Below are 12,713 nucleotides of genomic sequence, written 5' to 3'. Positions count from 1 at the left end.
GCTTAACATGCCGTCGATGGCATTGATGTGTTCATCATCAAACGCCTGTTCTCGATACAAAGCAAACATTGGCATGCCATTGTTCACAAAATCCCCCTTGCGTGCCATAATACTGCATTCCCAATGCCACTCGTGCGATGATGGCATAAATAAACGCTGACACAAAACTTGCAATGGTCAAGCGAGTGCTGTCATCAGCAACCACAAATACCCTTGCTCTCGGGGTGGCGTTATCAGAGGTTGAACCAAGAGCGGTTACCATGATGGATAGGGAAAATGTGGTTACTGTCAACATGCTTGATGCGATGATGTCAAGTAGACTTGATAATGTCTCAGCGGCGATGCTGGGTACAGCATCTTCTGCCAAATAGCGGTTGCCTATGGCAGCGGCCAGAGAAAATACCAAGGCGAATATCACCCCAATTGTGGGCATGATCCAAAGATTGCGATCTGGGTCAGTGAGCCAAGCTTTGATGCGATACCACATAATTTTCCTTAAAAATCAAATAAAATAATCATAAAAGCCAATCAGACCGTCAGGCGTGTTGGTCTTAGCCCAAGGCGACACATCAATTCATAACTGATGGTGTTTGCTGACGTTGCTATCGCATCAATGTGAGGGGCGTTGGGCGGTTGTCCCCATAAGACGACATCACACCCTATCAACTCTGATAAGTCAACAAAAGTCTGTTTGTCATCAGTAAAATGTCTCGCCAAATGACTGACATCTATCATCATCATGTCCATGGCAATCCGACCAATGATGGGGCAGGCGATGCTCAAGGTGTCATTTTTAGCGTTTTGGTGGTGAGGGCGTTTCATGTTGGGTGGCAACATCACACAAACATAAGCGGTCTTATCCACCACCCTAGGATAACCATCACCATAGCCGACACTGACCACCGCCACATGGCAGGGGTGTTGGGCGGTCCAACAACTGCCATAGCCGACACATTCGCCTGCCTGCAAGTGATGCACCGCCATGATGCGACTGATGAATGTCATGACCGTACGCACATTAAGCGACTCAGCACAGATGTCATTAAAAGGAGAACTGCCATATAACAAAATACCGGGGCGTACCCAATCATGGTGTTGGTCAGCAAAACGAATGATGCCTGCAGAGTTACATAATGACGCTTGAATGTTTGGGCTAATGGTTAGCCTAAGCAAATCAAGCAAATCATTAAAACGTTGAATTTGGGATTTACTGCTTATCCAATTATGTTGGTCATTCAGATTAATCCGCTTAAAACTGTCTGCATTGGCAAAATGGCTCATCAGTACCACATCAAATCCTGCGGCATATAACTGGGCAACCGCCACTTGCGTTTGTCGTGCATCAAAACCCAAGCGGTTCATGCCTGTGTTGTACTTAACCCAAACAATGGGGCGTGGGTCATCTGTTGCGTGATTGGCGATATTGGCGATACTGTCGTTGCAACTGGCATTTGTCATTCTGGGCAGTAAATGCACTTCTGCCCAAGACAATGCCCATTGTAATTGTCTGTGCTGATGAATGACGCACATCATGCCCTGATTTTGACAAAGTAGCCATTCATCATAGCTAAATGCCCCTTCTGTCAATAAGATGGGCTTATCCCAACCTGCTTTTCGACAGTCCATGGCTTCTGCCAAACATGCCACTCCGATGGCATCAGCATCTATTAGGGCAGGCAAACACACATCAATACCATGCCCATAAGCATCTGCCTTAACCATGGCAAGTACTTTGGCTGTTTTACTCAGGGTCTTGATTTGTTGTAAATTATGACAAAGGGCATCGGTGTCAATATGGATGCTGGCATGACGGGCAAATACCTGATCGCCAAAGGCAGTCAAAGCGGTAGACAGTGGGTTTAAAGCAGGTTTATTGGTCATTATCATAGGGTGGGTTTCGGTGGGGTTCATATTAACGTGAGTGTTAGGGTTGATGTTAAAAGAATAACGTGAGTTTATGTCAGTTGTCATGTTGGTTGTCATGTCAATGGCACTCACCAAGGCTTGAGCCAAACTGCTGGCTGATGCTTGTCCTGTGCCAGCCAAATCCAATGCCGTACCGTGGTCGACAGATGTTCTGATGTAGGGCAGTCCTAAGGTGATGTTGATGGAATCGCCAAAACCATGTGATTTTAACACAGGTAACCCTTGGTCATGATACATGGCAATGATGGCATCACACTCTTGCAAATACCGCTGAGTAAACAAGGTATCAGCAGGCATCGCCAAACTGATGTCGTGTCCTTGTTGTTGTAGCTTGGTGAGTACGGGGTTGATGATGGTGATTTCTTCTTTACCCAAATGTCCACCTTCACCTGCGTGGGGATTAAGACCACAGACCAATATTTTGGGCTTGGCAATACCAAACTTATGTATCAGGCTATCTAATACAATGTGTGCCGTCATGTGTACCTGCTTTGGAGTGATGGCGGCTGCCACAGCGTGTAAGGGCAAATGGGTAGAGACAAGGGCAACTTTCATTTTTTGATTGGCAAGCATCATCACCACTTTATTGTTAATACCATCAATGCCATTCATTTGCATAAAATATTCGGTATGTCCACTAAATGGCGTGCCATCAGGTAAAGTCAGCTTGGCATCAATTAAGGCAGATTTTTGTAAAGGAGCGGTTACGATGCCAGCCACCTTTTGTTGACTGGCAAGCGTGTGTGCCAGTCGCAACTGTTCAAGCACCATAGCAGAATTATGGATATTGATGATGCCTGGCTGAACAGGCTCGGCGGTGGCGATGGGCAATACCAAAAAATCTTGGGTTTGCCAGTCTTTAACTTGGGTTTGCCAGTCTTTAACAGTGGCTAAATTAATGACTTGCCAATTTGGTTTTCTGTCTAATGTGTTGATAAGCTGTGTTTGACGCTGTTGTAAGGCTTGCGGGCAGGCAGTTACCAAAAATGGGGGAAAATGATGGCGATGACGCAGGCGATTGAGTGTGCCATCGGAGGCAAGTTGTAATATAATATCCATACCGATGCCAGCTGGCTCACCTGTGGTGATGAGTAAGGGGCGGTGTGTCATAGACGTTCCTACACTGATATTGCGACACTTAGCTTATAAAAGCCACATAAAGCATGGCTAACATCATTCATCATTTAAGTTAACGTCAATGACGTTAACATCATTTAAATGCTTGGTTAGACCTTACTGACACGTCATTTTATAAGGTTATGGGCATTTTCGCCATATCTGATGACCAAAACACCAATTAAACACCAATTAAAAATCAATCACACAATCAACCACACAACACAATCAATAAAACGCAATCAACAAAACGCACTTTAGGTTAATCATGACTGAATCACAACTCAACATTCCCCAACAAACCTTGCCATCAAAACAAGAATCAGCAACCAACACAAACTTGCATCAAGCACATGGTTCACATGGCTTAAACAAAGAAGGGTTGCTCAAACAACTGCCACCGCATAACATGGAAATTGAAAAAGCACTGTTGGCATCGTTGATGAGTGTCAGTGAATCGTATGACCGCATTGCTGATATTGTGCGAACACAAGATTTTTATGCTGTGCGACATCAGTCCATATTTAATGCCATCAGTGCTTTAGCCCACGCCAATGAACCGTATGACAGCGTCATGGTTTATGAATGGTTAGAGCGACAAAAAAAGTTGGACATGGCAGGCGGTGAGCAGTATTTGGGTGATATTTTATCGCAAAGCCCTGCCACTTTATTTAACTTAACTGGCTATGCTGAGAGAGTCAAAGAACTGTCCACCTTACGTCAACTGATTGACGCTTGTAATGAGGTGCTTAATTTGGCATATCAGCCCAAAGAACAAAGCATCAGCGAGATACTTGATAAGGCTGAGTCAAGTATTTTTGCCATCAATGAGCAATACAGCAAGCGAGCAGGACAAAAAGGCCCAACGGCGGTTAGCGACATTCTTCCCAGCGTGGTCAATCAAATTGATGAACTCAGAAAAACCCCAGGTGGCATGATTGGGCTTGAGACCACCTTTGTGGAATTAAATAACAAAACACAAGGGTTACAAAATGGTGATTTGGTGATTGTGGCGGCACGTCCGTCCATGGGGAAAACCACCTTTGCCATGAATCTGGTAGAGAGCGTCTTATTTAAGCATGATTTACCTGTGGTGATGTTCTCCATGGAAATGCCGTCTGAATCCATTGTCATGCGTATGATATCATCATGGGGTATGGTCAACCAAGCCCGTTTGCGTTCAGGGCAGATGAATGAAGAAGAATGGGCAAGAATGATAAATTCGGTTGAACATATCCAAAACACCAAGCTATATATTGACGACTCACAAGCCCTACCACCATCAGAAGTGCGTTCACGCTGTCGCCGTATCGCTAAGGCTTATGATGGCAGGCTTGGGTTGGTTGTGGTGGATTATTTGCAATTGATGAAAGTGCCAAGCATGGACGGCAATCGAGTCGGTGAAATCTCCGAAATTTCTCGTAGCTTAAAAGCATTGGCCAGAGAGATGAATTGCCCTGTGATTGCTTTATCACAGTTGAATCGTAGCCTAGAAAACCGCCCCAATAAACGCCCCATCATGTCAGATTTACGTGAATCTGGGGCGATTGAACAAGATGCAGACTTGATTATGTTTATCTATCGAGAAGAAGTGTACAATGAACATACCGATGCCAAGGGGGTTGCTGAGATTATCATTGGCAAACAGCGAAATGGTCCTATCGGCACAGTGCGGTTAGAGTTTGAAGGGCAATACACTCGCTTTAAAAACTTGACGAATGAGTTTAGCATGGACATACCATCTTATGAAGAATGATACCCTTACCCACCTTATCAATGCCCACCAATTCAATGCTCACCAACCACGCAAACGCTTTGGGCAGAATTTTTTACATGACCAATCCATCATCGCTCAGATTGTTGATGCCATTTATCCACAAAAAGATGATTTATTGGTGGAGATAGGTCCGGGTATGGGGGCATTGACTGAGCCGATGCTCTCACAAGTGGATAACATGACGGTGATTGAATTGGATAAGGACTTGGCAAGCAGTTTGCGGTTGCGTATTGGTGCGCACAGCCATGGTAACTTTACCATTGTGCAAGATAACGCCATGACAGTGGATTATCGCTTGCTGCATCAGAACTTAACTCAGAGCAAACAAGCCACCAAACCAGCTAACAAGACATTTGTTGTCAGTGCCAGCGATAAGTTACGCATTGTTGGCAATTTGCCTTATAACATCTCCACGCCCATTTTGTTTCATTTGCTTAACTTTACAGACATTATCCAAGACATGCACTTTATGCTACAAAAAGAAGTGGTTGACCGAATCACGGCTGACGTGGGTACAAAAGCCTATGGCAGACTATCGGTGATGATGCAATATCACTGTGAGCCACAATATTTGCTCACCGTACCAAATGGGGCGTTCAACCCACCGCCTAAAGTTACCAGTGCGGTGTTTCGTTTAACACCTTATGTTAAAAAACCTGTTACCGCCAACGATGAAGCACGATTTGCCATGGTGGTCAGAGAATGTTTTAATCACCGCCGTAAGACTTTACGAGCGATTTTCAAAAAAAATGCCCTATTACCAACCCTGCCAACCACTGCTTTTGATGACATCGGAGTCGATGAAATGGCACGCCCAGAGACGCTGACGGTGGCAGACTTTGTGGCATTGAGTCATGTTTTGTACGACAGTGGTCAATAAGCAATCCTAACTGATATGTATTAACCAACATAAAGCAAAAGGAGCAAAAGTGGCTTTCCGACATCAATACGTCATTGGTGATTTACAAGGGTGTTACCAAGCTTTTAATTTATTATTAGATAAACTAAATTTTGACAAACGCCAAGATAAGTTATGGCTGGCAGGTGATATTGTTGCTCGTGGAGAAGATTCACTTGCCACCTTACGACAAGTCAAAGAACTGTGCGAACAAGGGACGGCAGACATTGTGCTTGGCAATCATGACATCAATTTGATTGCTACATGGCGTGGCGTGGTTAAAGTCAAAGCCAAAGACAAAACCCAACCGATACTTGACGCACCAGATGTTGATGAGTTGATGAACTGGCTTAGACACCAGCCAGTATTGCAGTATCCTGATGCCAATACGGTCATGGTACATGCAGGCATTCCCCCCCATTGGCACATCAAAGACGCTGATGGCCATGCCAAAGAGTTAGAAGCTCAACTAAGAAGTGGCTTAAAATATTTAGACAGGCTGTTGCCACATCTATACAGTAAACAAGCCGATGATTGGTCAGATAAGTTGCATGGCTACACACGAGTGCGTGCCATCTGCAATTATTTCACTCGCATGCGACTTTGTAAGCGTGATGGCAGTTTAGAATTTCATTTTAAAGGGGATTTAAAGCAAAAAATGCCCAAAGATTTTTGTCCTTGGTTTGACTGGCAGGTGCAAAGAAAGCGTAAGATTTTATTTGGGCATTGGGCAGCGTTGCAAGGACAGATTGATTTACCCCATGCTAGGGCGTTGGACGGTGGCTGTGTGTGGGGAGGGCAGTTGTTGGCGTATCATTTGGACAGTGGTAAAGTAACGGCAATGGATAATCCTGTTGTCAATGCTGTCAATTCCGCCCATTCTATTAAAGACAGCCAGTAGTGAATGGCTGATGAGCTGTGATGACAGTCGGTGATGACTGTGTGGTTATGGCATGTGGTTTATAGGCAGTTAGGCGGTTTGGGTAATCCTGCAATGCGATTGACGTGCCTTGCCACCAGCCCTGTGTTAAACAGCTGTTGTAAAAGTTGGTTACTGATGCCCTGCTTGGGCAGTTGTTGTTGTAGATATTTAATCAATGCACGAGTGGCTGGCGGGTGATGATAAGTGGCATAAAACTGCCTAACCGTCACTAAGATGACATGATGAACATCGGTTAAGGTGATGTCCAGGGTATCTGCCAGTTGTTGAGCCACTTGTGGTGTCCACTGATGATGATTGAGCAAATGGCCCTCATCATCTAAGGGTAAGTCATCTAAGGGTAGATTTAAAGATGCGTTATTTGCCATATTTTTAAGCCGTTTGGTTGCTGTTGATTGTTTTTTTTTTTGAATTATTTTTTGATTTGTGGGGGGTGTTAGGGGGAGGCATGTCATTGGCTAATGGTGATGACCTTATCTGCCTGATTCACCAAATCCACCCACATCAACTCGTCAATTAAGTTGATGTCATGACGTTGCAATGTTGTTTTGACGGCTTGTTGAGCAGTTGGGTTCATGGCATCAAGGTCGGACTTTAAGGCAAACCAGCTAATTTGCCTCATCTTGCTTTGTTCGGTGCTGGTTTCGGTGCTGGTTAAAGACAAGCAAGTTAAGGGCGTATCATCTGGCAGATTGCCATTCATTGGCATGTCCGTGTCTGCTGTCATGTCGCTGATAAACGTTTCTAGGTAAGTAAACAGCCAGTCTGCATAAGCTGCGGTTTGGTTAAGCAATAAAACTTGTGTGTGAATGTTGGTCGGTTGAGTGTTGGTCGGTTGATGGATAAATGTCATCAGTGTGGCGGTATTTTTCTTTAATTTATCCAAGTTACTGTGCAATAAAATCAGTTGGGTGTGCATATGAACTGGCTCTTAATCGGTAAGGTTTCATATATGGCATGGTTTTTATGTCGTTATCATCATGGTTTTTATGTCGTTATCATCATGGTTTTTTTGAATTTGAATAGGCTATAGTGATAACACTTGCTCAAATTTTGTATAATCCACATTTTCAGGAACGAACATAAACCGCTCTGCCAAAGTTGGCTCAAGCATGCCAAATAGCCAACCTGTTTGTACGCTGTCTTGAAGCCACACGGTGGGCAGGTCATACAATGGTAATGATTCAATCATACCTGACACTCGTGTGTTTTTTGCCAATAATTGCCCATAAGTGGTTGGATGAAGCAGTAACTGTACTCGATGGTCAAAACTTGCCAAGGTCAAGGCCAAAGCCAATGCTTCGTATAACAAAAGCTCGTTGGGTGCGTGAATGTCCATAAGAATGTTCATTAAAAAGTCACCACTTTATGCGAGTCCATCAGCATGGCAAGCTCACTTAAACCCACCAATTTAAAACCTGTTGCCAAACTGTCCCCTGTCAGTTGATGGCGTTTGGCATTGTCTGCATCACATACCCCACGTGCCAACGCTGTGCTGACGCACACAGGCAAGGTCATGCCATGCTGATGAGCAAATTTTTGCCAATCTTGGGTTAGGTTGATTTGGTCATCAGGTTGCCAACGCAATCGGTTGGCAATGCTGGCAGCATCGCCATAAAAGAATATTTTTAATTCCGTGGATAATGTGTTATCAGCATACATTTGTTTGGCATAAGCTTGGCAAAATTGTAGTGCTTTATGTGCCAATGAATGTGTCGGTGGGCGAGTCATCAAGACAAGCATGGGGGTCGATGTGGGGAGAAATGTATCAGTAACAGCGTGTGACATACAAAACCATCTAGTTTAAACTTATGGTCAGATAAGTATAGCAAAACTTATCTTCTTTAACAAATTGTCTGTGTGTTGCTGATTTCTGTGTGTCAGTGCCATCGATTAATGCCATCGGTCAGTACCAATGCCAAGCCAATGCCAAACAGTCGTTGCCAAAAAGCCATTACCAAAAAATAGGTAACATCATATGTCCAATGAAGCAATCCCCAATAATTTAGCCCCCCAAAATTCAGCCCCCACCTCTGAGCAAAAAAAAGCCTTAGAGCAAGCCAGTGAGTTTGCCCATCAGTTATATGCCAAGCAGTCTGGCGTTTGTGATGCCTTTTTGCGTGGTTATCCGCTGTCTAGCACGCTAAGCAAACAGCAAATCGAAGACCTTATCCAAGATTACACTTTAGATGCAGAGTATCAGCTTGCCGATGAGCAAGGGGTTATGAAAGGTCTGCGTCAGTTAAGAAACCTACTGATGATGAGATGGATATGGCAAGATGCTTTACATCTGATTGGTCTTGAGAAGCTGACTGAAGAGCTGTCAGCTTTTGCTGATGGTTGTGTCAAGTTTGCCAAAGATTATGTGTACAATCAGCTGGTGCGTCGTTATGGTGAACCGATGGTGTTGGGGGCGAATAACAAACAAAGAACGGCTGTCAAAGATGATGTGGCAATCTTTGCCATGGGCAAGCTTGGGGCAAAAGAGCTGAATTTATCCAGTGACATTGATTTGATATTGGTGCATCAAGGTCAAGGAGAGACTCAACCGCCAAAGCTGTCAAGTCAATCATCAGTTGATGTATCAAGCACACACAAACAAAAATACAAGCCGATTGATAATAAACGGTTTATGACTCGCTTGGGGCAAGGCATCATTAAGCTATTGGACAGCAACACGGCTGATGGGTTTGTGTTTCGAGTGGACATGCGACTTCGACCATGGGGCGATGGCAGTGATTTGGCAATTCATGAGTCGGCGTTGACGACATATTTTAGCAAACATGGGCGTGATTGGGAACGGTTCGCTTGGTTAAAAGCACGGGTGATAAATGACATTGATGCTGGATTTGCCAAGCGATTAACCAGCATCATTAAGCCGTTTGTGTTCCGTTATTATGTGGATTATAGTGCGTTTTCGGCATTAAGGGAAATGAAATCGATGATACAAAGCCAAGTGGCTCAGCGTGAGGATTTAAGCAATATCAAGCTTGGCGCAGGGGGTATTCGAGACATTGAGTTTATTGTGCAAGCGTTTCAGCTTATTTATGGGGGGCGTTATCCACAGTTACAGGTCAAGCCGTGTTTGCAGGCGATGAAGCGGTTGGTGGAATTTGATTTGTTAAGTCAAGAGCATTACCAAGCATTGCAGTCTGCTTATCGGTTTTTACGGCGGTTGGAGCATGGCATTCAAGCCATTCACGATCAACAGACCCAACGGCTACCCACAGATGACCAATGGCAACACAATTTGGCAATGACGTTGCGGTTTGATGATTGGCAAGCATTGTTGGCACAGTTAGATGAGCATCGCCATCAAGTGATTGTCCAATTTGATAAAATGGTAACCTACCGCCAATTTGCCCATGAGCAGGCATTTTATCCTGACAAGCAAGATGTGGGTAAGCTAAATGTCATCTTGACTGCTGATAATGAACGACGGCTCAAAGACTTTTGGGCAAGTAAAATGGTGGCATCATTAACCGATGAAGCACGAGAACGGTTAAATCGTGCTTATCCTGTCATGGTGTCTGCTTTATTGCAACACGAGCAAAGACAACAAGGGGCAAATGACGCTTTGCCCAGATTGTTAGATTTGCTTGAAGCCATTTGTCGGCGGTCGATTTACTTGGTGATGTTGGCAGAAAACCCCAATGCCACATTTAACCTAATTCCCATGCTGTCCGCCAGTCCTTGGATTGCCAGTGAGTTGGCACGTTATCCTGTGTTGCTTGATGCGTTTTTACAACAACGCCATCATCATTTGCCAGATAAAGCCAAGTTGCGTGATGTCTTACAGCAACGTTTGCTTGGGGTTGAGCCTGATGATGAAGAAGGACTGCTGAATGTCTTAAGATTGTTCAAAAAAATACAGGTAATGGCGGTGGCAAGCAGTGATGTCATTGCCGAACGCCCCATCATGAAAGTGTCAGACTCGCTCACCTTCATTGCTGAGGTGGTGCTGGAAAAAGCCTTATATTTTGCCTTTACAAGTTTGGTGAAGCGACACGGTTACCCCATTAATCAGCAAGGTGAACCTGTTACAGAATCAGCATGTGGTTTTGCCATCATTGGCTACGGTAAATTGGGTGGTATTGAGATGTCATATTCATCAGATTTAGACCTGGTGTTTTTGCATCAAATCAATGAACGTGCAATGACCACAGGAGAAAAATCCATCAGTGGCATGAAGTTTGCTGCCAGACTTGCCCAAAAATTGATGAACTATCTTAGCACCCAAACTCGTGATGGGAGAGCCTATGAGATTGACATGCGACTAAGACCGTCTGGTAATGCTGGTTTGATGGTGGTTTCTGCCAACGCCTTTGAGCAATATCAGTTAGAAAAAGCATGGGAATGGGAGCATCAAGCCTTGGTGCGAGCCCGTGGCATTTGTGGTGATGGGCAGGTGATGGGTGTGTTTGAACGCATTCGCAGGCAAGTGTTGTGTTTGCCCAGAGAATCACAAGCGGTCAAGCAGGCTGTTATTGAAATGCGAGCAAAGATGCAAACCCATTTGGGCAGTCAAACAACGCTTAAAGACCAAAGCAAAGTGCATCTTAAACAGGATACTGGTGGCATTGTGGACATTGAATTTTTGGCTCAATATGCGGTGCTTGCTTATTCTCATCAATACCCTGAATTGGCGAGATGGTCAGATAATGTGCGTATTTTTGAGACCTTGGAGCAGACCCACATATTCACCAGCGAACAGTGCAAAATCTTGACGGACAGCTATTTATTGATTCGAACAGCCACGCATCAACTGGCATTGTCTGAAAAATCGCTTGTGGTTGATAAAGATAAATGGCAACAAATCCGTCAAGCAGTTAAAGACATTTGGTATGAAATCTTAGGCTCACGACAAAGTGATGCTGACACGCCATCATTAAAAAAAGAGCAGTTGCCGTTGCCATTATATGAGCATCACAGTATGGGAATCACATAAATAGCCAAATCAAAAATAGAAAAGTTGCTTGTAAATGGTGCTATAATCCAAGACATACCATATGCTGTTTATCATGGTATTTGTAACATCGCATTTAAACAGCGATATCATAACCGTTATTTGCAACAAAATTGAAAAAGGAATGAACCATGAACATGGCAGAACAAACAGGAAAACTTTGGCTAAACGGTACTTTTGTTGAGCAACCAGATGCCAAGATACATGTGTTTACTCACAGTTTACACTATGGCATGGCGGTGTTTGAAGGTGTGCGTGCTTATCAGACCGATGATGGGCGTACAGCAATTTTTCGCTTACAAGATCATACCGTGCGTCTGCTTGGTTCGGCCAAAATTTTGCAACTTGATGTGCCATACAGTCAAGATGAACTTGAGCAAGCACAAAAACAAGTCATTGTTAAAAATGCACTGGCTGAAGCTTACATTCGCCCTTTAATATGGGTTGGGGCAGAAAAATTGGGCATCTCTTCTTGTGGCAACAGCATTAACGCCATGGTTGCTGCTTGGCATTGGGGAGCATATCTGGGCGAAGATGGCATAAAAAATGGCATTCGAGTCAAAACATCTAGCTACACACATCACCTGCCCAACGTTACCATGTGTAAGGCAAAGGCAGCGAGCAACTATCCTGTCTCCATCTTAGCCAATCAAGAAGTTACCAAAAATGGCTATGATGAAGCCGTTTTAATGGACCCCCAAGGATTCGTTTGTCAAGGTTCTGGGGAAAATTTATTTTTGGTCAAAAATGGTGAATTACACACCCCAGATTTGGCAGGTGGGGCATTAGATGGCATCACTCGCCGTACCATCATGCAGTTTGCCCAAGATTTAGGCATTAAGGTGCATGAGCGTCGCATCACTCGTGATGAGTTTTATCTGGCAGATGAAATTTTTATGACAGGCACAGCAGCGGAAGTTACCCCCATTCGTGAATATGATGACAGAATCATCGGTAATGGCGGTCGTGGTGAGCTGACTGAACAATTACAAAGCCTATATTTTGATGTGGTGCATGGCCGCAATGATAAATATGCTCATTGGTTGAGTTATGTTAATCAATGATGTGGCTTGTTAAATGATGTGGTGTG

Annotated in this window: 11 protein-coding genes; 5 read left to right on the top strand and 6 right to left on the bottom strand. The window is 44.2% G+C overall.

The genetic code is table 11. From position 1 onward, the window contains the following. Positions 1-37 precede the first annotated feature (37 nt). Both WDM69_RS04605 and pdxA read right to left on the bottom strand, forming a co-directional pair. Positions 38-487, bottom strand: a complete 450-nt coding sequence (locus WDM69_RS04605; RefSeq protein ID WP_078306584.1) for a DUF2254 family protein — start codon at positions 485-487, stop codon at positions 38-40. Between the two features lie 41 nt (positions 488-528). Further along, on the bottom strand, positions 529-3,036 hold the full coding sequence (gene pdxA / locus WDM69_RS04600) for a 4-hydroxythreonine-4-phosphate dehydrogenase PdxA (protein WP_338755807.1): 2,508 nt from the start codon (positions 3,034-3,036) through the stop codon (positions 529-531). A 274-nt stretch (positions 3,037-3,310) separates the two neighbouring features. Between pdxA and dnaB the strand changes: the two genes are divergently transcribed. The 3 genes from dnaB to WDM69_RS04585 are packed head-to-tail and all read left to right on the top strand — an operon-like array spanning position 3,311 to position 6,618. Further along, on the top strand, positions 3,311-4,798 hold the full coding sequence (gene dnaB, locus WDM69_RS04595) for a replicative DNA helicase (RefSeq protein ID WP_338755806.1): 1,488 nt from the start codon (positions 3,311-3,313) through the stop codon (positions 4,796-4,798). Then, positions 4,788-5,699 carry a 16S rRNA (adenine(1518)-N(6)/adenine(1519)-N(6))-dimethyltransferase RsmA gene (rsmA, locus tag WDM69_RS04590; protein ID WP_078306582.1) on the top strand — a complete coding sequence of 304 codons (912 nt, stop codon included), beginning with the start codon at positions 4,788-4,790 and terminating at the stop codon, positions 5,697-5,699. The genes dnaB and rsmA overlap by 11 nt, the downstream gene beginning before the upstream one ends. 49 nt (positions 5,700-5,748) lie before the next feature. Further along, positions 5,749-6,618, top strand: coding sequence for a symmetrical bis(5'-nucleosyl)-tetraphosphatase (locus WDM69_RS04585; protein ID WP_338755805.1), 870 nt, complete (start codon positions 5,749-5,751; stop codon positions 6,616-6,618). A 59-nt stretch (positions 6,619-6,677) separates the two neighbouring features. Here the strand turns inward: WDM69_RS04585 and WDM69_RS04580 are convergent, their stop codons facing one another. The 4 genes from WDM69_RS04580 to tusD all read right to left on the bottom strand — a co-directional run bounded on the left by WDM69_RS04580 (position 6,678) and on the right by tusD (position 8,400). After that, a complete protein-coding gene (locus tag WDM69_RS04580; RefSeq protein ID WP_338755804.1) occupies positions 6,678-7,025 on the bottom strand; it encodes a TusE/DsrC/DsvC family sulfur relay protein in 348 nt (115 codons plus the stop codon). A gap of 83 nt (positions 7,026-7,108) precedes the next feature. After that, positions 7,109-7,576 (bottom strand): hypothetical protein, encoded by a 468-nt coding sequence (locus WDM69_RS04575; protein WP_078306580.1) that lies wholly within the window; start codon positions 7,574-7,576, stop codon positions 7,109-7,111. Between the two features lie 108 nt (positions 7,577-7,684). Beyond that, positions 7,685-7,996 carry a hypothetical protein gene (locus tag WDM69_RS04570; protein WP_338755803.1) on the bottom strand — a complete coding sequence of 104 codons (312 nt, stop codon included), beginning with the start codon at positions 7,994-7,996 and terminating at the stop codon, positions 7,685-7,687. A gap of 11 nt (positions 7,997-8,007) precedes the next feature. Continuing rightward, positions 8,008-8,400 carry a sulfurtransferase complex subunit TusD gene (gene tusD / locus WDM69_RS04565; protein ID WP_411350837.1) on the bottom strand — a complete coding sequence of 131 codons (393 nt, stop codon included), beginning with the start codon at positions 8,398-8,400 and terminating at the stop codon, positions 8,008-8,010. 235 nt (positions 8,401-8,635) lie between these two features. Here tusD and glnE point away from each other — a divergent pair, with 235 nt between their 5' ends. Both glnE and WDM69_RS04555 read left to right on the top strand, forming a co-directional pair. Next, positions 8,636-11,605, top strand: a complete 2,970-nt coding sequence (gene glnE / locus WDM69_RS04560; RefSeq protein WP_338755801.1) for a bifunctional [glutamate--ammonia ligase]-adenylyl-L-tyrosine phosphorylase/[glutamate--ammonia-ligase] adenylyltransferase — start codon at positions 8,636-8,638, stop codon at positions 11,603-11,605. A gap of 149 nt (positions 11,606-11,754) precedes the next feature. Further along, on the top strand, positions 11,755-12,687 hold the full coding sequence (locus tag WDM69_RS04555) for a branched-chain amino acid transaminase (RefSeq protein WP_078306577.1): 933 nt from the start codon (positions 11,755-11,757) through the stop codon (positions 12,685-12,687). Positions 12,688-12,713: the final 26 nt, after the last annotated feature.

It is taken from the genome of Lwoffella lincolnii, from assembly GCF_037201985.1.
In the GTDB taxonomy this organism is placed as follows: Bacteria; Pseudomonadota; Gammaproteobacteria; order Pseudomonadales; family Moraxellaceae; genus Psychrobacter; species Psychrobacter lincolnii.
This window is presented reverse-complemented; position numbering and strand designations above follow the sequence as displayed.